General features: G+C 66.7%; 23 protein-coding genes. 14 read left to right on the top strand and 9 right to left on the bottom strand.

Annotated elements, in window-relative coordinates:
* Positions 1-488: 488 nt before the first annotated feature.
* Together GO592_RS30490 and GO592_RS30485 are read right to left on the bottom strand one after the other, a co-directional pair.
* The gene (locus tag GO592_RS30490; protein WP_007296255.1) at positions 489-1,511 is read right to left on the bottom strand and encodes a glutamate ABC transporter substrate-binding protein; all 1,023 of its coding nucleotides are present in this window, start codon (positions 1,509-1,511) and stop codon (positions 489-491) included.
* On the bottom strand, positions 1,511-2,959 hold the full coding sequence (locus GO592_RS30485; RefSeq protein WP_007296254.1) for a hypothetical protein: 1,449 nt from the start codon (positions 2,957-2,959) through the stop codon (positions 1,511-1,513). Before GO592_RS30485 ends, GO592_RS30490 begins: the two co-directional genes overlap by 1 nt.
* Before the next feature lie 83 nt (positions 2,960-3,042).
* On the opposite strand from GO592_RS30485, the gene GO592_RS30480 reads away from it, so the two are divergent.
* The 4 genes from GO592_RS30480 to GO592_RS30465 all read left to right on the top strand — a co-directional run bounded on the left by GO592_RS30480 (position 3,043) and on the right by GO592_RS30465 (position 6,690).
* Positions 3,043-3,831 carry a hypothetical protein gene (locus tag GO592_RS30480; RefSeq protein ID WP_005566135.1) on the top strand — a complete coding sequence of 263 codons (789 nt, stop codon included), beginning with the start codon at positions 3,043-3,045 and terminating at the stop codon, positions 3,829-3,831.
* 73 nt (positions 3,832-3,904) lie between these two features.
* Entirely contained in the window at positions 3,905-4,306 is a 402-nt protein-coding gene (locus tag GO592_RS30475; protein ID WP_193385473.1) for a LapA family protein, read from the top strand.
* A gap of 666 nt (positions 4,307-4,972) precedes the next feature.
* Positions 4,973-6,136: a Gfo/Idh/MocA family protein gene (locus GO592_RS30470; protein ID WP_007296252.1), complete on the top strand. Its 1,164-nt coding sequence runs from the start codon at positions 4,973-4,975 to the stop codon at positions 6,134-6,136.
* Between the two features lie 86 nt (positions 6,137-6,222).
* The gene (locus GO592_RS30465) at positions 6,223-6,690 is read left to right on the top strand and encodes a DUF4440 domain-containing protein (RefSeq protein ID WP_005260771.1); all 468 of its coding nucleotides are present in this window, start codon (positions 6,223-6,225) and stop codon (positions 6,688-6,690) included.
* 54 nt (positions 6,691-6,744) lie between these two features.
* On the opposite strand, the gene GO592_RS30460 is transcribed toward GO592_RS30465, so the two are convergent.
* Both GO592_RS30460 and GO592_RS30455 read right to left on the bottom strand, forming a co-directional pair.
* On the bottom strand, positions 6,745-8,151 hold the full coding sequence (locus GO592_RS30460; protein ID WP_007296250.1) for a guanine deaminase: 1,407 nt from the start codon (positions 8,149-8,151) through the stop codon (positions 6,745-6,747).
* 201 nt (positions 8,152-8,352) lie between these two features.
* Positions 8,353-9,129 carry a hypothetical protein gene (locus GO592_RS30455; protein ID WP_007296249.1) on the bottom strand — a complete coding sequence of 259 codons (777 nt, stop codon included), beginning with the start codon at positions 9,127-9,129 and terminating at the stop codon, positions 8,353-8,355.
* Positions 9,130-9,273: 144 nt separating this feature from the next.
* Here GO592_RS30455 and GO592_RS30450 point away from each other — a divergent pair, with 144 nt between their 5' ends.
* On the top strand, positions 9,274-10,503 hold the full coding sequence (locus tag GO592_RS30450; protein ID WP_202714997.1) for a cytochrome P450: 1,230 nt from the start codon (positions 9,274-9,276) through the stop codon (positions 10,501-10,503).
* Between the two features lie 3 nt (positions 10,504-10,506).
* Here the strand turns inward: GO592_RS30450 and GO592_RS30445 are convergent, their stop codons facing one another.
* Positions 10,507-11,187: a class I SAM-dependent methyltransferase gene (locus tag GO592_RS30445; protein WP_005260767.1), complete on the bottom strand. Its 681-nt coding sequence runs from the start codon at positions 11,185-11,187 to the stop codon at positions 10,507-10,509.
* A 321-nt stretch (positions 11,188-11,508) separates the two neighbouring features.
* On the opposite strand from GO592_RS30445, the gene GO592_RS30440 reads away from it, so the two are divergent.
* Entirely contained in the window at positions 11,509-12,855 is a 1,347-nt protein-coding gene (locus tag GO592_RS30440) for an MFS transporter (RefSeq protein WP_007296247.1), read from the top strand.
* On the opposite strand, the gene GO592_RS30435 is transcribed toward GO592_RS30440, so the two are convergent.
* Positions 12,819-13,421 carry a TetR/AcrR family transcriptional regulator gene (locus GO592_RS30435; protein WP_005566148.1) on the bottom strand — a complete coding sequence of 201 codons (603 nt, stop codon included), beginning with the start codon at positions 13,419-13,421 and terminating at the stop codon, positions 12,819-12,821. The genes GO592_RS30440 and GO592_RS30435 overlap by 37 nt on opposite strands.
* 119 nt (positions 13,422-13,540) lie before the next feature.
* Between GO592_RS30435 and GO592_RS30430 the strand changes: the two genes are divergently transcribed.
* Genes GO592_RS30430 through GO592_RS30410 form a run of 5 tightly spaced genes read left to right on the top strand, consistent with a single transcriptional unit; the run spans position 13,541 to position 18,167 of the window.
* Entirely contained in the window at positions 13,541-15,091 is a 1,551-nt protein-coding gene (locus tag GO592_RS30430) for an acyl-CoA synthetase (RefSeq protein ID WP_007296246.1), read from the top strand.
* Positions 15,092-15,105: 14 nt separating this feature from the next.
* On the top strand, positions 15,106-16,290 hold the full coding sequence (locus tag GO592_RS30425) for an acyl-CoA dehydrogenase family protein (protein WP_007296245.1): 1,185 nt from the start codon (positions 15,106-15,108) through the stop codon (positions 16,288-16,290).
* Positions 16,287-16,625, top strand: a complete 339-nt coding sequence (locus GO592_RS30420; protein WP_007296244.1) for a YidH family protein — start codon at positions 16,287-16,289, stop codon at positions 16,623-16,625. Before GO592_RS30425 ends, GO592_RS30420 begins: the two co-directional genes overlap by 4 nt.
* Complete coding sequence (locus tag GO592_RS30415) at positions 16,622-16,930, top strand: DUF202 domain-containing protein (protein ID WP_007296243.1); 309 nt, start codon at positions 16,622-16,624, stop codon at positions 16,928-16,930. Before GO592_RS30420 ends, GO592_RS30415 begins: the two co-directional genes overlap by 4 nt.
* Positions 16,931-16,979: 49 nt before the next feature.
* Positions 16,980-18,167: a serine hydrolase domain-containing protein gene (locus tag GO592_RS30410; protein WP_007296242.1), complete on the top strand. Its 1,188-nt coding sequence runs from the start codon at positions 16,980-16,982 to the stop codon at positions 18,165-18,167.
* A gap of 180 nt (positions 18,168-18,347) precedes the next feature.
* Here GO592_RS30410 and GO592_RS30405 read toward each other — a convergent pair whose 3' ends face one another.
* The 3 genes from GO592_RS30405 to GO592_RS30395 form a co-directional block, all read right to left on the bottom strand.
* On the bottom strand, positions 18,348-18,653 hold the full coding sequence (locus tag GO592_RS30405; protein WP_007296241.1) for a hypothetical protein: 306 nt from the start codon (positions 18,651-18,653) through the stop codon (positions 18,348-18,350).
* A 118-nt stretch (positions 18,654-18,771) separates the two neighbouring features.
* Positions 18,772-18,996, bottom strand: a complete 225-nt coding sequence (locus GO592_RS30400; protein WP_005260758.1) for an anti-sigma factor family protein — start codon at positions 18,994-18,996, stop codon at positions 18,772-18,774.
* Positions 18,997-18,999: 3 nt separating this feature from the next.
* Positions 19,000-19,701: an RNA polymerase sigma factor gene (locus GO592_RS30395; RefSeq protein WP_007296240.1), complete on the bottom strand. Its 702-nt coding sequence runs from the start codon at positions 19,699-19,701 to the stop codon at positions 19,000-19,002.
* A 432-nt stretch (positions 19,702-20,133) separates the two neighbouring features.
* Here GO592_RS30395 and GO592_RS30390 point away from each other — a divergent pair, with 432 nt between their 5' ends.
* The 3 genes from GO592_RS30390 to GO592_RS30380 are packed head-to-tail and all read left to right on the top strand — an operon-like array spanning position 20,134 to position 23,474.
* Positions 20,134-20,574: a helix-turn-helix transcriptional regulator gene (locus GO592_RS30390; RefSeq protein ID WP_005260757.1), complete on the top strand. Its 441-nt coding sequence runs from the start codon at positions 20,134-20,136 to the stop codon at positions 20,572-20,574.
* A 13-nt stretch (positions 20,575-20,587) separates the two neighbouring features.
* Positions 20,588-21,001, top strand: coding sequence for a VOC family protein (locus GO592_RS30385; protein ID WP_005260756.1), 414 nt, complete (start codon positions 20,588-20,590; stop codon positions 20,999-21,001).
* A gap of 52 nt (positions 21,002-21,053) precedes the next feature.
* A complete protein-coding gene (locus tag GO592_RS30380) occupies positions 21,054-23,474 on the top strand; it encodes an ATP-binding cassette domain-containing protein (RefSeq protein WP_007296239.1) in 2,421 nt (806 codons plus the stop codon).
* Positions 23,475-23,643 lie beyond the last annotated feature (169 nt).

Below are 23,643 nucleotides of genomic sequence, written 5' to 3'. Positions count from 1 at the left end.
AACGCGATAAATGGAGTAAGAGAAGCCCCGTGAATTTTCCTGAATTGGCTGAGTGTCACCTTCGGCGGCGGCATCGGCCTGGGCTGACCGACGGAGCAATTCGGGACAGGGGTGGCCCGGCTCGCCTGGGGGCAGCCGGGCCGCCGGTCTGATCAGTAGGTATGTGCTTCGACCGCGGCTGCACGCCGTCGCGAGGACTCGGGTGCACTAGCTCGCAACCCGTGGCACCCCCCGTGTCGGAGAGGCGGGCGAGAAGAGTCGACATCGTGACCCAGCGGTAGAAACAGCTGACCCGAAATGTGCTGTTGAATCGTGAAGCAGAATAATTCGACCGCCACGGATATGCGCATGCGACCTCGCGTGCGTTCATCGCGAATATTGACGCACCAGAGGCGGCCTGCATTTTCATTTCTACTCGAAGACTGCCTCGCTCGCGGCGTCCTCGACGAGGGATAAGCGCGGTCGCGGCGCCCGACGTTTCATGCGCATCAATCACGATAGGTAGGTGGGGGCGGGCCCGCGACGGGTCCGAGCGGGGCCGCTAGCCACCGGTCGTAGATGCTCGTCCACGTGCCGTCTGCACGTAGTCGGTCGAGGGTGCCGTTGACGAACCGCACCAGATCTTCCCTGCCCTTGTTGACACCGATCGCCCAGTGCTCTTCTGCCTCCAGCCGTGGCCCCACGATCTGAAGATTCCGGTCCTGGGAAGCGAGTCCGGCGAGGATCGAGTCGGAGGTGCTGGTCGCGTCGGCCTGCTTCTTCTGCATGGTGACCAGGCAGTCGTCCCAGTCGGGGACCGCGATGATCGTGGCGTCCGGCGCGACCCGTTGGACGGTGCCAAGCGACGTGGTGTCGATGAAGGTGCAGACCCGCTTTCCGGCCAGGTCCGCCGGTCCGGCGATGTCGGAACCCCGAGGGACCAGAATGCGTTGAAAGGCGCGGACATACTCGGTGGAGAAGCCGACGAGTTGTGCACGTTCACACGTGATCGAAAAGCCATGGACGACGACGTCTACGTCATTGTTCTCGAGTGCGGAGAACCGGCCGGCGGAGGTGAGCAGCCGGAACTCGATTTTGGTCGGATCGCCGAAGATGTCCCGAGCGATCTCCTTCGCCACATCGATGTCGAACCCCTGCAGGGTGCCCGTGGTCGGGTCTCGGAAGCTGAACAGATTGGTGTTCTGGTCGACGCCGACGATCAACCGGCCCCGTCCCGCGATCTCGGCGAGTGATCCCCCGGGCGGCATCTGCCCGGGCGGGGGCTGCGGGCCGGGTCGCAGGCTCGCGAGCGACCCGCACGACTCGGGGAGCGGCGGTTCAGGCGGCGGACTGTTCGTGGGCGGGATGATCTGTGCGCCTTCCGTCATCGGTCGTGCGGTGTAGGTGCCCGTGATGGGCGGGGTGAGAGGGTCGGGTGCGGCGCAGCTGGCGAGGACAGCGACGGCAAGAACGCCGACGAGGTGCCGGGCGCACCGTCTTGCCACCGGTCTCGAAAGCCTCACCTGTGTCATCAGTGGTACTCGTTCAATCGCGGCCAAATTCCCCCGCCGACGGCGAATCCGCAGGACACGCCAATAATCATGCTACCGACTGCCAGTGCCGACATCGACCGGTAGACGTCCGTCACCGCGCTGGCCTCGTCGTTGCCGAGTCGCTCGATCGCGTTCCTGAGGGACTCGTCCAGGGCGGCGAACTGCGTCGACGATGTGCCCGAGCCGGATCCGGCGGCGATCGCCGCAGCTGTCGGGTAGTCACCGCGCTCGAGGGCGCCCTCGATGTCCCGGTGCGCGGCCAGCCAGCCGTCGCGAGCCGTCACGGCGTCGCGGAGGTGTTGCTCGGCGGCGCGACCATGCGAGCTCTCCAGCTGCCGGGTGAGCTCGTCGGACAAGGTCTGGGAGTGCCGCGCGTAGTCGACTTCCGACTGGGTGTCGGACCCGCGTTGCAGGATGGCGAGAGTTTCGTCGGCGCGGGCCTGCTGCGCCAGGATGCGAGCGCGGGCAACCGCGTTGATGGGTTGCGTTCCTTCGGTTCTCGCGTGTTCACTCGCCGATGTCGACACCAGGCTTCCGGCGATCAGCCACAACAGAAGCCCGGCCATCAGCAGGGTGGCGACAGCGAGGCCGGGGTTGAACCGGCGCTTGCTCTTCCAGATGAGGTACAGCTGGGCGAGAACGAGGGCGACGAGGGCGGCCGCCGTCACCGTGAAGGCGGCCGCGGGCAGCTGGGCGGTGTGCGTCTGGGTCTCGGCGACCGCCTCGGCCTGATGGACGTAGAGTCGCTCCGCCAACGGGAGGATGGTGTCCTGCATGAGCGCGGACGCATCGGCCAGATACGCCACCCCGACCGGGTTGCCGGCCCGGTCGTTCGCCTGAGCCGTGGCCACGAGGTTGAAGTACTCGGCGAGGTCGCGCACCACGTCCGACAGCAGCGCCAGCGATTCGGCGTCCTGCGACGACACCCCGTTGGTCGCCGTGACCAGCGCGTTCGACGCGTCCCCGATCGCCTGGGTGAACTGCTCCGCGCCGGTAGACGACTCGACACCACCGCCACCGGAGATGAAGGACGTGATAGCGGCGGCATCGGCGATCGACAGCGAGCTGTAGAGGGCCTGGGCGGCGTTTGCCAGGGGCTCGGTGTGGGTGCGCAGTGTCTCGACGCGCTGTTGCCGCGCGCCGACCGCGGCCGAGGTGATCGCGCCCGCCGCGATGACCGCGGCGATGAGCGCGATCCCCAGCATGGACAGCCGTCCGGGCGTGGACGCGAAGAATTCGACCCACGGGCGGCGGCGGGCGACGGGCTCGACGAGCAGGTCCTCGTCGAGCGTGGGAGCGTCGGTGACGGCGTGTTCGCCGCGGTGGAACATCCGGTCCTCCTGCACCGCCTCCGCGGTTCCGGTAAGAGCACCGATCCGGGCCGCGGGGCTGAGTTCAGTGTGCACCGACGGTGCCGATCGGCGCACCGACTCGGGACACCGACACCGTAGGAACCAGATTTCCGGTGACCGGGACGGCTGAGCCCGGTGGAACCGGGTACTCGCGCGGTATGAACAGGTGGGTGTGTCGCTCCGCGCTGTCGCTGTTGGTAGCCGGGCTCGTCGCGTTCGCGTCCGGAATGACGGCTCACTCGGCGCCGACGCCCGACAGGATCGACGAGGTGCCGGGGCGGACCGCGCTGTCGTTCATGCACACCCCGAGCGGAACCCGCATCGGGACGGCGAATCAGGGGGAAGCCAGGCCGGGATTGTCCATCGTGAAACTGTATGTAGCCGACTACCTGCTCCGGCACGGCGACGGCTCGCCCGAGGAGCTCGCGCTCGGGCAGCGGATGATCCGTGACAGCGACGACAACGCCGCCTCGCAGGCGTACGCCAAGTACCCGCAGTCGATCGATGTGATCGCCGCCGAGTATCGGCTCACCAGTACCCGGGGATCCGGATTCTGGGGCGACGCGGTGACCAGCACCGCGGACACCGTGACGTTTCTCGAGGCGAAGAAGACCATCGATCCGGACAGCCAGATTCTGGAGTGGATGGCCACCGCGGCCCCCGCCGCCGCCGACGGAACCCATCAGAACTGGGGCACCGGGCGGCTGCCGTCGGTGACCGGAACCAAATGGGGCTGGTCGGACTACGGGCCCAGTGTTGTCGCTTCTGCGTCGTTCGGGCCTGATTTCTCGGTATCGGCCAACACGTACGGCACCGCCGAACAGCACACCAGCGACGTGCTCGGTGCCTTCGCGCAGGACCCGGTGTCACCCCCGCCGCAGGTGGCGCCAGATCCCATCCAGGATTTGATCGACCGTTACCTGCCCCCGGCGATTACACCACGATGATCGACAACCCGACGCGCCCGAGGGAACAGCCCCGACCCGGTTGGTGGGGTGACGGCCTGGGTAATCGGGTCTCATGTTGCCGCCAACGGACGAAACACCGAACTCCGGATCCGGTCTCCCGACAGGACACCCGCCTGGTGGTGAGGTGCAGTCCTCCGACCCGCGTCCCCACGACGCGGGTTCCGGGGTGCCGTCGGACGTGGCGAGAGGCAAGGGGATCAAGCACACCCGTACCGGGGCGACCTGGACTGGTCTGGTCATCGGCATCCTCGTCCTGGTCCTGCTTCTCGTGTTCATCCTGCAGAACCTCGACAGCGTCGTCCTGGAACTGTTCGTCTGGGAGTTCACGGTCCCGCTCGGTGTCACTCTGCTGTTCGCGGCCATCGCGGGCGCGGTGATCATGGCGCTCGTCGGCGGTGTCCGGATCCTTCAGATCCGGCGGGCAGCGAACCGGCAACGGAAACTGACCACCTGACCGTTGCTCGTTTCCGTGTTCGCATCGATCGATGCGTCGACCGGTCAGGCCCTCGGCCGAGAGATTTCGAGTAGTCGACTACTCGGTTCCACTGTCGAATCTCCTCATACGGTCGGTCCTGTATCGCATTCGTGATTCGACGAAAGGACACCGAAATGTCTTGGTCGACAACCCCTCAGCGGGCTTTTTCTCGCCGCTGGGCAGGGCAGCATTCTCGCCGCTGTCCTGCGAAGTGCGGACGGGGCGTCGGGCCGGCATCGGGTGAGGACGTTCCGCCTCAGGTTTCGCTTGTTCCTTCGGAAGGCCAAGCGTTGCATGAACTCTCTGTTCCCGGTGGACCGTCGGGGGACGAGATGTTCGAGTCGCTGGATCAGTGGATGGTTCGGGTCGACGCCGGCGTACCGGCACTGGTGCGACGCGCGGGTGCGTAGCCGCTGACGGAAATGCGCTGGTTGATCCGGGTGAGGGTCACCGGCTCACGGCAGGGGACCGCTGGTCGGGCTTTCAGCGGTCCCCTCCGCGCAGGGTGGTGTGAGGTTCGAGTAGGTCGGAAAGCCATCAAAATCACCTCGAGAGCCGCTTTGTCAGCACAAACGATTGACTTCGCTCCCGGCGCGCAGCACTGTCGTAGAGACACACGCCGCCCGATCAGTTCCGGAGTCGATCTTGACCAACGTCAACCCCACCGAAATCGCAGTAGCCGTCGCCGGATTCGGCTGGATGGGCCGAGTGCACACGAACGCGTATCTCCGTCAGCGCCACCACTTCCCGGAAGCGCCCCCGATCCGTCTGGGCGCCGTCGCCGACGAGGTACCCGGCCGCGCCGAGGAGGCCGCCGCCCAATTCGGGTTCGGCGTAGCGCTGACCGACTGGCGTGACATCGCCTCCGACCAGAACATCGACGCAGTCAGCATCACCGCACCGAACTTCCTACACCGCGAGATCGGTGTCGCGATGGCCAAGGCGGGCAAGCACATCTGGATCGAGAAGCCGGTCGGGCTGTCATCCGAGGATGCGAAGGCAGTTGCCGCCGCCGTCGAGAAGGCGGGCGTCCAGTCGGCCGTCGGATTCAACTACCGCAACGCACCCGCCGTCGCGATGGCGCACGACCTCATCGCGTCGGGCGAACTGGGCACCATCACGCACTCGCGATTCCGCTTCCTCAGCGACTACGCCGCGCATCCGGACGGGGCGCTGAGCTGGCGCTACGAGAACGCGCGCGGTGGGTCGGGCGTTCTGGGAGACCTTGCCTCGCACGGTGTCGACCTGGTCCGGTACCTGCTCGGCGACATCGACGCAGTCGTGGCCGACACCGCGATCTTCATCCCCCAGCGCGCTGTCCCGACGGGTGCCACCAGCGGACATGCGCGCGCGACGGGCGGCAAATTGGGGCCGGTGGAGAACGACGACTTCGTCAGCGCGCTGGTTCGCCTGTCGTCCGGCGGACGGGTAACGCTGGACGCGAGTCGCGTGGCCGTCGGCGAGCAGAACAACTACGGGTTCGAAATCCACGGCACCAAGGGTGCGGTGTACTGGGACTTCCGCCGGATGAACGAACTCGGAACGAGCCTCGGGAGCAAATACCAGGACCAGTCGATCACCACGGTGTGGGTGGGCCCCGACGCCGGAGCGTATGCCCGTTTCCAGCCGGGTTCCGCGTCCTCGATGAGCTACGACGACCTCAAGGTCATCGAGGGGAACAACTTCATCGCCTCGATCGTCGACGGAAAGCCTCGGGGCGCAACGATCGCCGACGCCGTGGCCGCGGCCGAAACTCTCGACGCCATCACGGCATCGGTCGCATCCCGTGCGTGGGTCGACGTGCGCTGATCCGATCCGCAGAGCCAGGTCCCGGAGTTACGCTTTATCGGTTAGCGGGTCAATTCCCGTAGGCGCCTTTCTCCGCGGAGGTTGGTATGAATACCACACCGTTCGGCTTGGGCTTTGCGATTCTCGCGTTGGCAATTTCGGCGGTCGCCTGTTCCTCGGTCAGTTCCTCTGACTCCGAGGACAATTGCGTGCGCGCGACAGACAGTGAACTGGATGCGCTCTTCACGAGTTGGAATGACGCACTGGAAAGCGGTGACGCGAGCAGGGTCGCCGCGTTGTACCGGCCGGATGCGGTGCTGCTGCCGACCCTGTCGGTGCCTATCGCCGACACTCCGGAGGAGATAACGGAGTATTTCGTCAACCTGATCAAGGCCGATCCCATCGCCCGCATGGAAGAAAGTTTCAAGTATTCGGATTGCAACCTCGCCTACAACGTGGGCCGCTGGGTCATCAACGCCAACGGTCAAGATGTGGCGGCCAGGGTGACGTGGGTCTATCGGTACGAAGACGGAAAGTGGCTGATTGCCAACCACCATTCGTCGGTGAACCCCTAGCCGTGACCGCCGGTCGACCGTGAGGTCGTCCGGCGGTCACGGGGAACCACCCGTCTAGGACGCCTTGGCTTTTCGGCCTGCGACGTAGACCTCGGAGATGGACGTGTCGCGTATCCCCATCAGCAACGCGAACAGGGTCTGATCGCGGGCCAGATCGGGATCGGCGGCGCGAACGGCGTTGCGCAGCAGGCCGTCGAGCGCAGGCGTGCCGGACGGGTCGACGACGACGAAGTCGGCTTCCTTACCCACGTCGAAATTGCCGAACCGGTTCTCCATGTCCAGTGCCCGGGCGCCGCCGAGGGTGCCGACGAACAGCATCTCGGCCGGATGCATCGACACCCCGTCGTCACCGGCCTCGGTGATGTGCACCTTGAACGCGTCGCCGAGCACCCGGGGAATCAGCCATTCGTCGCCGCCGCCGAAATCGGTTCCCACCGAGATGTTGACGCCCGACGCGACGGTGCGCTTCCACGGCATCGTTCCGGATCCCAGGAACAGCTGCGAGATCGGGCAGTGCGAGACGGACGTGCCGGTCTCGGCCATCCGTTCGAGCTCGACATCCTGACAGTGCACGCAGTGCGCGAGGATGGTGCGTCGGCCCAGCAGGCTCTTCCCGCCCACTTCAGAGCCGGGCAGGAACTTCCCGTCGTACGTGTCCAGGTATGAATTCACCTGATAGGTCTCTTTGGTCGAGTCGACCTCGCCGGTGCCGGGCCGATTGTTCTCGTTGAGGTGCGAGTGCACGTACACCCCGCGGTCCCGGACCTCTTCGTAGAGTTCTCCGAGATTCTTCAGGGTCTCGGGGGTCACCGATAGCGAGAACCGCGGGATGATTGCCACGTGCAGCAACGCCGTGGCGACATCGCCGGTGTCGGCGCCGTGCCATTTCTCGATCTCCTCGCGGGTGAGCCGGATCGCGTCCTCTTCGGAGGTCATCAGCGGCTGAGCGGTTTCGCCGCCGACGGTCTGAATTCCGCGGCCGCTGACGATCCGCAAACCGGCCTTCTGCGTCTCGGTGAACAACGCGTCCTGCGCATGTGGGAACGCCGACCCGAACACCATGGCGGCCGTGGTGCCCGCGGAGATGCGCCGGTTGGTGAACTCGACGGCCGCCTGCTGCGCGAACTCCGGGTCGGCGAACTTCGTCTCCGACGGGAACATGCACAGGGTCAGCCATTCCAGCAGCTGGCCGCCGCCGTAGGAGTCGCCGGCGTAGGTCTGCGGGAAGTGGACGTGGGTGTCGACGAACCCAGGCAGCAGAAAGCCGGGCCTGTGGTCGTGCACGGTGCCGGACTCGTATTCCGACGGGATCTCGACTCGGTCACCGCAGAACACGATTCGCCCGCCGTCGTCCAGCACCAGGGCGCCGTCGGGAATCGATACCAGGGCGGCCGCGGCTTCGGTCACTTTCGGTGTGCCGGCGATATGGAAGATGTGCCCGAGATGGGTGTGCGTGGCCATGCGATGAACTCCCGTCGAGTGGTAACGGATCATGCCTTCTGCAATGAACTTCGGCGGCTGGACGAAGCCCAGCCGAGTAGCACCTGTGCGGCCGTGCCGCACCCACGATGAGATAACAGCCCGTACTCACAATGCCACCGATCAGACCCGGGTCGCGGCCGAACAGGCCAAGCGCCCGCGGCAATCACTGCCGGCTCGGTGCTACTGCGGGGGTGTGCGGTCGTCGACGAATCGACGGATGACCTTGTCCCAGCCCAATGACTCGAGAAGTTCCGCGGCGGTGGCCCGCGACGTGAGCGGCCGGAGCACGTCGATGTCGAGGTCGCCGCTGGTGCCCAGGACGTCGTCGAGGCGCAGGCAGTCGACGTACCCGTAACCCGTCCAGGGTTCGACGTGGCCGTCCCAGTCCGCGGTGTCGGCGTACGGGCCGCCGAGACGCAGCTTTCCGCTGCGGTGGATCATCACGTACCGCGGAACCACCTGCATCGTCTCGTTGGCAGTCGCCAGGGTCACCTCGGGGTCGGCGGCGGGATCTGCGCCCGCGAGCCTGCGGTCGTAGGACGCCGTCTTGACCGTTGCGACCTCGACCAGCGCCCGCACGTAGACCCATCGCGCCCGCTCGATCGAGCCCGCCCACGCCGATTCCTCGTCCGCGCAGGAGAAGACGTTCTCGGCCGGGGTTCGTATCAGCAGCCGCGTCCCCACCCGTTCGTGATCGACAACCAGGTCTCCGTCGACGACGAGTTCGTCGTACTCGCGGACCCCGGTGATCGTCGCCACCGCGAGCACCTCGTCGTCCGGCGCGGTGACGAACAGTTCACGCTCGGACCGGACGCTGTCGGCATCACCGGGAAACGGGCCACGACCTCTGGCGAACGCTTCGGGCTGGGTCAAGTCGGCGCGAAACCCGGTCTCGGTCATCCCCCACGGATGATCGCGCACCTCTCGCAGGTTGCCGAGCCGAACCCTCGACGCCACAGGTCGATCCTCCCCGTTTCATCTCCGGCGCACCGCCGGGTGATCCTATGATCATAGCTGTTGACCTGCGGTGATGCCTCATCAGCGTAACCACGGCTTCCCCAGTAGGGTCGCAGTATCGATACGACCGACCGAGGGGGACCGGTGACGGGTTCTGCGTCCGAAAAAATCGTCTCGCCCGCATCACGCGCGTTCTGGGACCGCAGTTTCGCGGGCCGTCGCGCGATGTTCGAGGAGCTTCGTCAGCGAGCGCCGATCGAGTTCCACGCGGAAACAGCCGGTCCGGGCTTCTGGTCGGTCGTCGGATACGACGACGTGGTCGCGGTCAGCCGGAACCCGGAGGTCTTCTCCTCGGCCAAGGGCTTCACCATCGACGACGTCCCGGCCGAGATCCTCGAGTTCGCCATGTCGATGATCGCCATGGACGACCCCCGGCACCGGCGTCTGCGCGGCATCGTGCAATCGGCGTTCACCGCGGCGTCGGTGCGGGGCATCGCCGAGCGGGTGTGCGGCTACGCTGCGCAGATCGCCGCGGGCCTTCCCCGAGATGCCGAGTTCGACTTCGTTCCCGACGTTGCGACCCGGTTGCCGGTGCAGGTGATCTGCGAGTTGCTGGGGATCCCGGAGAGCGACCGGCCGATGATCCTGGCCGCGGCGGCCGACGTCATCGCCGGAGGTGGTGATCAGGAGTTCGTCACCGCACCCGGCGGCGCGGCCGGCCTGGGCCAGATCTACGGGTACGCCCTCGAACTGGGTGAGAGACGCAAGACGGATCCCGGCGAGGATCTGACGTCCCGGCTGGTGTCGACGGTGGTCGACGGCGAGACCCTCACACCGACCGAGTTCGGTTCGTTCGTCATCCTGCTGGTCACGGCCGGTTTCGAGACCACCCGGCAAGCGTTGGCCTGGGCGCTGCATCTGCTCACCGAGCACCCCGACCAGAGAGAATTGCTGCTCGCCGATTTCGCCGGCCACATCGACAACACGATCGACGAGGTGATCCGCTTCGCCTCCCCGGTGCCCTACATGCGGCGCACCGCGACCGTCGACACCGAGCTCGGCGGCGCCCACATCGCGGCGGGGGACAAGGTCGTCATGTGGTACCTGTCCGCGAACCACGACGAACGCATCTTCGACGGTCCGGGCCGGTTCGACATCACCCGGGCGAACGCCGGCAAGCATCTCGGTTTCGGTGCGAAGGACATTCACCACTGCCTGGGTATGAACCTCGCACGGCTGGAGCTGCGCGTCATGCTCGAAGAACTCTTCACCGCCCACCCCGCACTCCACGCGGTGGGTGAACCGGCGCTGCTGCTCTCCGCGTTCATCAGCGGCATCGCCGCACTGCCGGCCCGGACACGTGACGGACGGTGAGGTTCACGCAGGCCGACGCCCGGAAATCATGACGAGTGGCATCTCGGTGATGCGGGAGACGTGCTCGTCGACGAGATCGAGTCGGCTCGCGAGATCACGCGCCTCGTCGAGACTGATGGAGCGACCGGCGATCCAGGTGTGGAAGATCGCGAGATTGATGCTGCCGAGGACGCGCGGCGCCTTGTAGTTCTCGACGAACTTTTCGGCGTCCTCGAAACTCGTGCTGCGGTCCGCATCGGTGATCAGCAGCGGGCCACCAGGTTTGAGGACACGCACGCACTCGGCGAGTCCGGCCTCGCGCGACGACCAGTGCTTGATGGAGCCGTAGCTGATCACACCGTCGAATGTCTGGTCGGGGAAGTCGAGCCGCGTGGCGTCGCCGACGTCGAACCGGACCCGGTGGCCGTAGTGACGCATGCGTTTGGTGGCGCGCTTGATCTGGGCTTCCGACAGATCGAGGCCGAGAATGTGCACGTCGGGGCGCTGGTCGGCGATGTAGTTCGTGAACAGTGCCCCGCCCGATCCGACGTCCAGAATGCGGGCGTTCGGTGGGAGATGCGGCAGAAAGTACTCGTCGATGACGTGGCGTGAGCGGTAGACGGCCGGGGCCACGATGGTCTCGTACATCCAGGCGTGAGCCGGCGTGTAGATCGCAGTGATGGGGTCGAACGGTGCCATCGGCATGGTCGCGCTCCTCGTTGATATCCCGGTTCCCACGGCCCTCGAACCCGTGCGGGTCGACTTCCCGTTCTCGATTCGAGATTAACGGGTGTGCGGTCTGTTTTGCACGATCACCGCGTGCGTGAGGAGGCTGATCAGGGGTGATGACGGGGTCGGTCCCGGTGCAGTCCTTTCCTGCGAGCGTGAATCCGGAAAACGCGTCACTATTCCGGGCTCCGAAAATCCAAATATAGACACAGCGTCCATTTATAGATACTGTCGCCAGCATTGGCTCCTGTGATCCGGACCACACGCATCGCAGGGTGACTCGTCGAGAGGACGCAGATGGCACTGGACGTCTCCACCACGCACACGCTGACGGCCGGCAGGCGGACCCGGGGGAAGAACCTGGGTCTGCTCACGGCCTCGACCGCGATGGACAACGCCGAGAACAGCATCACCACGGTGTTGTTCCCGTTGATGCGGGAGGCGTTGGGGCTCTCGGCGTCGGCGCTCGGCGTCATCGTGGCGGTGTCCAAGGCGGTGGGCATCTTCGCCGCGGTTCCGTGGGTGTTCCTCGCCAAACGGTTCTCGCGCCGGGCCGTGCTTGCGACGTGCTCGGGCTTCTGGGGTGTGTGGGTGATCCTGGCGGGCCTGTCGAGCAGTTTCACCCAGTTCGTCATCCTGTACGGCATCGCGGCTGCAGGCTTCGCGGGCGCGGGGCCCATCGCTCTCGAGATCATGGGCGATCTCTACGACGACAGACGGCGCGGCCGGGCCACCGGGATGCTGTACGGCGGCGTCGCCATCATCACCGGCGTGAGCGCCCCGCTGTTCGGTCAGCTGTCGGGGTTCGACGACGGCTGGCGGTACGGCTACGTCCTCTCCGGCTGTATGTGCATTCTGATCGGTGTTCTCGTCGTCGTGTTTCTCGACGACACACGGCCCGGCGCGGGCGAGCACAGGGCCGGCGGCGCGGCGATGAAAGCGGAGGAGAAGGCGCAGAACGTCGTCGCCGGTGTGCAGGAGCTGCTGCGCATCAAGACGTTCCGTTACATCCTGGTGCAGCGGCTGTTCTCGGGGCAGAACGTGATCATGAGTTTCGGCATCGTGTTCCTGGTGGAGGAGCGGGGATTCTCGACGGCCACCGCAGCGATCGTCGCTACGCCGTTCGCGATCGGGTACCTGCTCGGAACCGTGGTCGGCGGCCGCCTCAACGACGCCGTGCACCGCCGGTGGCCCGCGAGTGGACGGGTGATGATGCTGCAGGCCAGTCAGTTGTCCTTCGCGGCAGCGGTATTCGTCGAGCTGCAGATGGCGACGTCGTCGATCGGATTCTTCGTCGCGATCTTCGCGGTGGTCGGGTTCCTGCAAGGGCAGGTGCCGGTGGTCAACCGTCCGCTGATCATGGCTGTGGTGCGCCCGGAACAACGGGCGCTGGCCTTCGCGGTGTCGGTGTCGACGGTGGAGGCGCTCGCATACGCGGGATATGCGCTGCTGGTCGGCTATCTGGGCGAAGCGATCGGGTTGCAGGGAGCGCTCCTGCTCGTGACCGTGGCGCTCACCGTCGTCAACGGGTTGTGCTCCGGCCTGCTGTACCGGCCGTACGCACGAGACAGTGCCGCGGTGCGCGACTCTCCGGTGGCGCCGTCGTCCTACGAGGGTGAGCCGTCGAAGCCGGATGCCCAGTAGCGTCCGCGCAGCGACAGCTCCAGCAACATTTCGGTGACGGCTTCCGGTGTGAGCGGTGGTGGATCGGATTCGAGCCACCACTGCAGCACCGTCACCTGTTCGCCCACCCACGCCCGCGACAGCACTTCCATGTCGATGCGGGGTGTGACCCCGTTCGCGTCGGATCGGGCCGAGAAGATCTGGGCGGCAAGGGCAGTCCGTTCGTCGACGAATCGGCGCAGTGCGCGCCCGTCGCCCTCGCCGCGCAGTACGACGCGGTAGGCGTCGCGTTCCTCGGCGGCGTGCCGGAACATTTCGAGCACCGGCTTGCCGGTGAATCCCACCGAGGAGTCGGACACGAGGGGCCGCAACCGCTCCTTCAGGTCCTCGCCGAGGTCGGCGACGATCTGGCCGAGCAGTTCGTCCTTGTCCGTGTAGTGCGTGTAGAACGTCGCGCGGCCGACGTCGGCACGTTCGGTGACGTCTTCCACGGTGACTGCGGAATATCCCCGTTCGAGCACGAGCGAGACGAGTGCGTCACGCAGCAGCCGCTTGGTGCGTCGCACACGCCGGTCTTCGGTGGCCACGGTGACTTCCGCCCTTCGTCTCACGTCAGCAGTCCCGTCAGCATAGTGCACCCTTGACATCGCGCCCGATGCTGGACACTATGTCCAATAACGATCAACACGTCGATCTTGGAGACTGTATGAATCTCGGTACTTACCTCACCCGGAGTGCGAAGTTCCGGCCGGACAGCGAGGCCGTGGTGTGCGGCGACAGTCGCCTGACCTACCGGGAACTCGACGACTCGACCAACCGTCTCGCCTCCGCGCTGATGCGCACCGGCCTCGGGATCGGCGACGCGGTGGCCACTTTCGCCGGCAACTGCGGAGAACTCGTCGTGACCGAGATGGCCGTGTGCAAGGCGGGATTCGTGCGCGTTCCCGTCAACGCGCGCCTGGGAGCCGACGAACTCGGCCACGTCCTGCGTGACGCGAACGTCAAGACGCTCTTCGTCGACCCCGCGCACGCCGACGTCGCGTTGAAGGTCGTCGCGGATCTGGGCCTCGACATCGCCGTCTACGACTACGGGAACAGCGCACCCGGCGCGGACCGGCACGCGGACCTCCTCGCCGACGGACTCGGCGATCCCGTCGCCGTCGACGTCACCGAAGACGCGCCCGCCGTCCTCAACTACACGTCCGGGTCCACCGGAAAACTCAAGGCCGCCGTGCAGACGTACGGAAACCGACTCGCCAACATGCGCAAACGCTTGATGAGCCCGACCGGCGCGCCCACCGACACGGACCGGTATCTCGCCCCGGGACCGATCACCCACGCCTCCGGAATGATGATGCTCGGCGTGCTCGCCCGCGGCGGCGCGGTCGTCGTCCTGCCTGCCTTCGACACCGAGTTGTTCCTGCGCACCATCGAGAAGGAACGCATCACCACCACCTTCGTCGTTCCGACGATGCTGAACATGCTGATGGACCATCCGGCCGCGAACGACGTCGACCTGTCGAGCCTGCGGTGCGTCGGCGTCGGCGGCGCCCCGGTCTCACCGCAACGGCTACGCGACGCCGTCGCGATGTTCGGCCCCGTCGTCATGCAGGGATACGGTCTCGGGGAGACGACGAGTGGCATCACCGTGCTCACCTACGACGACGTCGTGCGAGGCGTCGAATCCGATCCGGAACTGCTGAAGTCGTGCGGGCGACCGGTATTCGACACCGAGGTTCGCGTGGTGGACGACGCAGGGAACGAACTGCCGGCAGGCGGGATCGGCGAGATCGTCGCGCGCGGCCCCGACTGTGTGCGCGAGTACTGGCACGAGCCGGATCTGAGCGCGGAGACGTTCGTCGACGGCTGGGTCCACACCGGGGATGTCGGGTACTTCCGTCACGACGGTTATCTGTTCATCGTCGACCGCAAGAAGGACATGATCATCTCGGGCGGGTTCAACATCTACTGCAGCGAGGTGGAAGCAGCGCTGTACGAGCACCCGGCCGTGTCCGGCGCGTGCGTCGTCGGTGTTCCCGACGAGAAGTGGGGGGAGGCAGTCAAAGCCGTCGTGGTCACGCGGACCCCGGTGACCGAGGACGAGCTGATCGAGCACTGCGCCGAACGCCTCGCGCGAATGAAGAAGCCGCGTTCGATCGACTTCGTCGACAGCCTCCCCGTCAACCGCAACGGCAAGATCGACCGCAAGTCGGTGCGCGAATGCTACTGGGCGCAGGCCGCCCGCCACGTCAACTGAAAGCGGAGCCTCCGATGACCTTCACCCTGAACCCCACTTACGACGACAATCCTCGCCTGCACGACCTCGTCGCACGGCTGCGTGACTACCTGGACGGCGAACTCGCCGACTACGAACGCGAACTCGGCCTCACCTCCGGGAGCGTGTACACCCGCGAGACGCTCGAGCCGGTGTGGCGACGCAGCCGCGACCTCGGCTTCTACGGTGTCAGCCTGCCCGCGGACCTCGGCGGCGCGGGACTGTCGTTCACCGAACTCGCCGCCCTGAAGGAAGAAGTGGGCGCGTCACCGCGGGTGCTGTCGACCTCGGTACTCGGCGACATGGGCGGACCGCTGCGGGTGGGCAGCATCTTCCAGTACGCCACCGAGTACCAGATCGAGAAGTACCTGCTCCCCGTCACGCGCGGCGAGCGCGCGTGCTGCTTCTCGCTCACGGAGAACGACGCCGGCTCCGACGTGCGCGGCATGCTCACCACCGCCACCCCGGACGGCGACGGGTGGCGCCTGACCGGTCACAAGGTGTTCTCCACGGCCGGACCGTTCGCGGACTTCTCCATCCTCATCGCGAAGATGGCAGACGACGGCGACGGCGGCCCGCGTTACTCCGCGTTCCTCGTCGACCTGGACACCCCGGGATGCACGGTGCAGCAGGGCGAGACCCCGATGTCGGGCCAGCACATCGAGGCCGACATCGTTCTCGACAACTGCTATGTCGGACCGGAACAGTTGCTCGGTGAGGTGGGGCAGGGGCTGAAGATCGGGCTCGGTCGCGTCACGGTCAACCGGCTCCTGCATTGCCCGACGGCGCTGGGCGGTGCACGCCGAGCCCTGGAGTTGTCCGTCGGCTACGCCCGCACCAGACAGGTGCAGGGCGCGCCGCTCGGCATGCTGCAGAGCATCCAGCACCGGCTGGCGGACATGGCAACCGACTACTACGCGGCTCGGTCGATGACCTACGACGCACTCGCCGCGCTCGACCGGGGCGAGCGGCCGCGGATCGAAGCCTTCATGTGCAAGCTGTTCGTGGCGGAGAAGGCGTTCGCGATCGCCGATGCCGCCGTGCAGATCCACGGTAAATCGGGTGTCGTCCGCGGCCGCGAGGTGGAATCGCTGTTCCAGCGTCTGCGGATGTTCCGGATCCTCACCGGATCCTCCGAGATCCAGAAGAACGGCATCGCCCGATTCCTTCTGCTCCCGTGAGCGCCGACACGGAGACGGAGCCCGACTACCGATTCACGCTCGCCAACGAGCGGACCTTCCTGGCCTGGATCCGTACCGCGCTCGCTCTTCTGGCGGGCGGGGTCGCGGTCAGCCAGTTCTACCTGCCGCGAGGCGGATCCGCGTTCCACGACACACTGGGTGCGGTCTGCATCCTGCTGGCCGCGATCGTCGCGGTCGGTGCGCTGCTGCGGTGGCGGTCCGTGCAGTCCGCGATGCGCCGCGCCGTGCCGCTACCGGCATCGCGTCTGGCCCCGGCCGTGGTCGCGGGTGTGTGTCTCGCTGCCGCGTTCGGCGTCGTCTGGGCGGTGACGTGACCGCGCCGCCACAGGGGCTGCAGGCCGAACGTACGGTGCTGGCGTGGGGCCGCACGCTACCGGCGGTCTGCCTGTGCCTCGCCGCAGTCGTCCGTTCCGCGCTCGTGCACCCGCACCTCGCGCACGTCGTTGCGGTGGCCGGAGCCTGCGGCGCTGCCGCGGCGGTGGGAGCGGGTGCCGTGACGCGGCACCGCCGATACCGCCGGCGCACCGACGACCCCCGCCCACTCGGCCTCCTGATTCCCGCCGTCGTCAGCCTCGCCGTTTTCGCGACGGCAGGCGCCGCCCTTGCCGCACCGGCCTGAAACTCGATGTTCCCCAGCACGTATCCCGATCCGACAGAGGAGATCCGCTGTGTCGCAATTGCCACTCGCAGAACTGAAATGGACGCTCGGATTCACCGACCCGGTGCAAGTCCGCCGGCAGGCGACGGCCGTCGGCGAGACCGGTCCCACGCGTCGAGTGTGGCGCGGCGACGGTCCGCGCCGGGAACTGCCGGAGCAGTTGCAGGACCTCTCACGGCTCGCCGTCGAGTCCGGAGGCGGGGGAGCGAGCACGCTGTACCAGTTCCTCGTCGACTCGCATTCGGACGGGATGATCGTGCTGCACCGCGGCGCGGTCGTCTACGAGCAGTACCTGCACGGCCTCCGTCGTCAGGACCTGCACCTGACTGCGTCGATGGCCAAGGCGTTCATCGGCCTGCTCGCCGGGATGCTCGAGGACCAGGGCTTGTTCACGCGGGACGATCAGGTCTCCACATACGTTCCCGAGTTGGCGGGAACGGCGTTCGGTGACGCTACTATTCGTCATCTGCTCGACATGACGACACAGGTGGCCTACGGGGGACGAAAGTTCCATCGTGAGGTCGAGGCACACCGGTGGTGGGCAGTCGTGGCTCCCGGGATGTGGCCCGACGGATACGACGGCCCGACCACCCTGCTCGACCGATTGAATACGGCCCGCGCGACCGGCCCGTACGGCGAGGTCTTCCACTACGAGAACGGAAGCTGCGAGGCGATGGGCGCGCTGATCAGCCGCGTCACCGGCGCGACCGTCTCGGACCTGATGAGCGAGTTGATCTGGTCGAAGATCGGTGCCGACGAGGACGCCCGGTACATCCTCGACGCCGCCGGCGTCGAAACCGCCTGCGGAGGCTACGCGGCCACCCTCCGGGACATCGCCAAGGTGGGGGAGATGCTTCGCTGCGGCGGCGCTCTCGGCGACCGCCAGATCGTGCCAGCGTCGGTGGTGCGTGCGATCAGCACCGTCCCCGACGGAGCGACCGCTCAGGTGCGGTTGCCGCGAGCGTCGGCGAATTCGCCTGCCACGATGAGCTACCGGGACTACTGGTGGATCCTCAACGACCCGTTCGACTCCTTCATGGCGAGTGGAATCCACGGCCAGCGGTTGTTCGTCTCCCGCGAACTCGACCTCGTCGTCGCACATTTCGGATCGCAGATCATCTCCCCGTGCGTCGCGACACCACCGTTCCCGGAGGTGTTCACCCGGCTCGGGACGCAATTGTCGATGGCGGGTGTCTGATGTAAACGAACACCCGTGCCACGACGCCCTCGACAACTCCCGCTGACGGATTGCGCACCTGACGGACGTGCCGGGGCGGCGGACGCAATTACTCTGGGCGGACAACGGCCTCGGACGGGCACTCTGCCGAGTACCCTTCCACGGCATGACATCTGGACTGTGGTCGGAGAGCGTCAGCCGTTATGACGGGATGACGTTCCAGATGATCGGGACCTGATCGGTGGGCATGTTCTCGGCCCTGCGTTCCTGACGCTGGTCGCGCTGCCGATCGCGGGTCCGATCGTCGTTGCCGCCGGGGATGTCGCGATCGGTGTCAGGGGCGGCCACTGCGGCGACCGGGTGTTCCGCGGCCGGGGCAACCGCGCCCGCGACGCCGACGGGAAGGACGCCGAGTGCGGCTGCAGCCACCACCACTGTCGCGATCCGCTTCCGCAGCGAGCCGCGGTGGGTGCGTCGGTCGTCTTGGTGCGAATGTGTGGCGTTCATGGTCTGAATTCCTGTCCGAGTGCCGCGAACCCGACGTTCACGGCTACTCGGATGGTGTCCGCCAGGGCGCGAAACGTTACACCCTGCCGGACATTATTTTGCGGTGAGTTCTCCGCCGCTAGCGCCAGTCGCGGAACGCGGCGAGCAGGCGGTCCCGCAACGCCGGATCGAGCTCGTCCGGCGGGAGCGCGCCGAGGGTGTGCACCGTCTGCTCGATCTGCTCGAGATAGGTGGCGCAGCCCGGGCATTCGCCCAGATGGGTTTCGAATCGGACCCGGGCATCGGGATCCATGTCATCCTCGAGGTAGGCCGTGACGAGTTCGACGAGGTCCTGGCAGTCCATATCTCACGCTCCCGTTCCAAGATAGTCCTCGAGGGCCTGGCGCACGTGTGCGCGACCCCGATGCAGCAGCACCCGCTGGTTCGCCGGGGTGATCGAGAGCATCGCGGACACTTCCTCGGCGTCGTAGCCGAGGACGTCACGCAGAACGACCACGATCCGCTGGCGGTCGGGTAGGTGCTCGAGTTCGCGGCCGGCGACGTCGAGGACCTCCGCACCCAGGACCGACCCTTCGGGGGTCTCCGGCCAGCTGGTCGGCGGAGTCGCCCAGTGGTGTGGATCCTCCGGGGAGGATGCAGGCAGGAACCGGGCCGGGTCCACGGAGGCGCTGCCCGTGTAGGCGGCCAGTTCGGCGTCGACATCGTGCCGGTCCCGCACTCCCCGTTTCTTGGCGATGTTGACGAGTATCCGGAACAGCCAGGTACGGAGCGTGGATCGGCCTTCGAATCGGTCGATGCCCTGGAGCACGGCGATCCAGGTTTCCTGTACGACGTCCTCCGCGACTTCGGCGCTGGCCACGTACCCTCGCGCTACGCGCAGCATCATCGGTGTGTGCAGGTCGACCAGTTCGGCGAATGCCGACTCGTCCCGTGCACGCAAGGCGTCGACGAGGCACTGCTCGTGCGAGGTATCGATCTCGGTCATCCGCTCCTCCTCGGTGATCGAGGCGTTCCGGAAGCGTGGCCGCGTGAGACGGCCGGACGCCATCCAACATTACTGATCTCGGCGGCAGCCGTCGATCAGGCGGCTTCCGATCTCGTGGTGGTAGGGCCGAACGGCCCTGTCTCGGCTTCGCGGTGCGGGGAAGACTCGATGCGGAGGGGTGGCGGGCCGCGGCGACGCGGTAACGGTCGCGGCGGCCCGGGTGCCCCGGTCAACGACTGCACCTGGCAACCCAGGAAGGGCGACGCATGGATTTTCGGCGAACTCCGCTGGCGCGTTCGGAGAATTATTGGGAGCAGCTGGGTTCGGTGGAAGCTCGCCACCTGGACGGTGCGGAGCGGGACGGGCTCCCGGCCCCGGACGAACAGGTCTCGCTCGTCGACCACTGTCGAGGGGCAACGCCCGACCCGGCGTGAGGAGCGTGGGTGCGACGAGAAACGCTAGGCAACTCCGGTGCGACGTGGCACGATTTCGTGTGTGACGAGCAGTACCGCTGAGAACCAGCGCCTACGCGACCTCGCGCTGCTGCGCCGAGTCCGTGACCGGATCGATCGAGAGCACGCGCAACCGCTGGACGTCGAGTCGCTCGCCCGTGGCGTGAACATGTCGGCCGGGCACCTCAGCCGCCAGTTCCGGCTCGCGTACGGCGAGTCTCCGTATTCGTACCTGATGACGCGGCGCATCGAGCGGGCGATGGCGCTGCTGCGTCGCGGCGACCTCAGCGTCACCGAGGTCTGCTTCGCGGTCGGCTGCTCGTCGCTGGGCACCTTCAGCACGCGGTTCACCGAGCTGACCGGAGTCCCGCCCAGCACCTACCGGCGCCAGGAGGCGGACGCGACGGCGGGCATTCCGTCGTGCGTGGCGAAACAGGTCACCAGACCGATCAGGAATCGAGAAGCGCAGGTCGCTGATTCGTAATTATCGTGATCCCATGGACATCACAATTCACCAGACCTACCTCCCGCAGGACGACCCGGACGCCGCGTTGGCCTTCTATCGCGACACTCTCGGCTTCGAGGTCCGCAACGACGTCGGCTACAACGGGATGCGCTGGATCACGGTCGGCCCGGCCGACCAGCCCGGCACGTCCATCGTCCTGCATCCGCCGGCCGCCGACCCCGGCATCACCGACGACGAGCGCCGAACCATCACCGAGATGATGGCCAAGGGCACCTACGCAGCGATCAACCTGGCCACCAGGAATCTCGACGGCGTCTTCGAGAAACTGCAGGCCAGCGACTCCGCGGAGGTCGTCCAGGAGCCGACCGAGCAGCCGTACGGAGTCCGTGACTGCGCCTTCCGCGATCCCGCGGGCAACATGGTTCGCATCCAGGAACTGCGCTGATCGACGCCGACGGAGACCGCGAAGGCGGCTCCGCCCAACAGAGGGAGACACGATGAGCACGGCCACGAAGGCGGGCACGACGGGGCGAGCGAAGCGACGGGAAGATTCAGGGTCGCCGGATCTGCACCTTGCCGACAGTCACGATCTCATCCGCGTCCACGGCGCGCGCGAGAACAACCTCAAGGACATCAGTGTCGAGCTCCCGAAGCGCCGGCTGACGGTGTTCACCGGTGTCTCCGGCTCGGGCAAGAGCTCGCTGGTGTTCGCCACGATCGCCGCGGAGTCGCAGCGGATGATCAACGAGACCTACAGCGCCTTCGTGCAGGGCTTCATGCCGTCACTGGCGCGACCCGACGTCGACGTTCTCGACGGGCTGACGACGGCGATCATCGTCGACCAGGAGCGGATGGGCTCGAACCCCCGCTCCACCGTCGGCACCGCCACCGACGCCAACGCGATGCTCCGCATCCTGTTCAGCCGGCTCGGGAAGCCGCACATCGGATCACCCCAGGCGTTCTCCTTCAATGTCGCGTCGATCTCCGGCGCGGGCGCGGTCACCATCGAGCGCGGTGGCCAGCAGACGAAGGAGCGGCGGAGCTTCAGCATCACCGGCGGCATGTGTCCGCGATGCGAGGGCCGGGGCGCGGTCACCGACTTCGACCTGACGGCGCTGTACGACGACAGCAAGTCGCTGAACGAGGGGGCGCTGACGATCCCCGGCTACAGCATGGAGGGCTGGTACGGCCGCATCTTCCGGGGCTGCGGCTACTTCGACCCGGACAAGCCGATCGCGAAGTTCACCAAGAAGCAGTTGCAGGACCTGCTCTACAAGGAGCCGACCAAGATCAAGGTCGAGGGCGTCAACGTGACGTACGAGGGTCTGATCCCGAAGATCCAGAAGTCGTTCCTGGCCAAGGACGTCGACGCCATGCAGCCGCACATCCGCGCGTTCGTGGAGCGGGCGATCACGTTCGCCACCTGCCCCGACTGCGACGGCACCCGACTCAGCGAGGGGGCGCGATCGTCGAAGATCAAGGGGAAGAACATCGCCGACGTCTGCACGATGCAGATCAGCGACCTCGCCGACTGGGTCCGGGACCTGAAGGAACCGTCGGTGGCGCCGCTGCTCACCGGGCTGCAACATCTCCTCGACTCGTTCACGGAGATCGGGTTGGGGTACCTCTCACTCGACCGGCCGTCGGGCACCCTGTCCGGAGGAGAGGCGCAGCGCACGAAGATGATCCGGCATCTCGGTTCGTCGCTCACCGACGTCACCTACGTCTTCGACGAGCCGACCATCGGCCTGCACCCGCACGACATCCAGAGGATGAACGGCCTGCTGCTGCAGTTGCGCGACAAGGGCAACACGGTGCTGGTCGTGGAGCACAAGCCGGAGGCGATCGCGATCGCCGACCACGTCGTCGACCTCGGCCCGCGCGCCGGCACCGAGGGTGGCCAGGTGGTGTTCGAGGGCACCGTCGAGGGTCTGCGGTCCAGTGACACGCTCACCGGGCGGCACCTGGACGACCGCGCGTCGCTGAAGCAGTCGGTGCGCACACCGTCGGGCGCGCTCGAGGTGCGAGGCGCAGACAGCCACAACCTGCGCGGCGTCGACGTCGACATTCCACTCGGCATGCTGGTGGTCGTGACCGGTGTGGCGGGTTCGGGCAAGAGCTCGCTGATCCACGGTTCGGTGTCCGGGCGGGACGGCGTGGTGTCGATCGACCAGGGCGCGATCAAAGGCTCCCGGCGAAGCAACCCGGCGACCTACACCGGATTGCTCGAGCCGATCCGCAAGGCGTTCGCGAAGGCCAACGGCGTGAAGCCGGCACTTTTCAGCTCCAATTCCGAGGGTGCCTGCCCCACGTGCAACGGCGCCGGTGTCATCTACACCGACCTGGGCGTGATGGCCACCGTCGAATCCCCGTGCGAGGAGTGCGAGGGGAAGCGCTTCCAGGCCGAGGTGCTCGAGTACACGCTGGGCGGCCGGAATATCGCCGAAGTGCTCGCGATGCCGGTGGCCGAGGCCGAGGAGTTCTTCGGTTCCGGCGAGGCACGGATCCCGGCGGCACATAAGATTCTGCAGCGGCTCGCTGACGTCGGGCTCGGCTACCTCAGCCTCGGACAGCCGCTGACCACGCTGTCCGGCGGCGAACGGCAGCGGCTCAAGCTGGCCACCGCGATGGCCGACAAGGGCGACACCTACGTCCTCGACGAGCCGACCACCGGCCTGCACCTCGCCGACGTCGAACAGCTGCTGGGGCTGCTCGACCGGCTCGTCGACTCCGGTAAATCGGTCATCGTCATCGAACATCACCAGGCGGTCATGGCGCACGCCGACTGGATCATCGACCTCGGCCCGGGCGCCGGCCACGACGGCGGCCGGATCGTGTTCGAGGGCAGGCCGGAGGATCTGGTGTCCGCTCGCTCCACCCTCACCGGCGAGCACCTCGCGGCCTACGTCGGCGCCTGATCGAGGCGAGCGTCGAGGTCGGCCCCCGGTTGCCACGGCAGCCGGGGGTTTCCTCGTTCGGTGCCACACCTGGTCGCAGCGCAACTGTGACGCCCGCCACCCGGATTGTGCCGAACCGAGACGTGCTGTGCCGATCTGAGACGTCGCCACCCGCCACCCGGTCATAACG

Origin of the sequence: Rhodococcus sp. 21391, assembly GCF_016772255.1 — a bacterium.
In the GTDB taxonomy this organism is placed as follows: domain Bacteria; phylum Actinomycetota; class Actinomycetes; order Mycobacteriales; family Mycobacteriaceae; genus Rhodococcus_F; species Rhodococcus_F opacus.
Note: the sequence above shows the minus strand (reverse complement) of the source record. Positions and strands in the feature narration are given on the sequence as shown.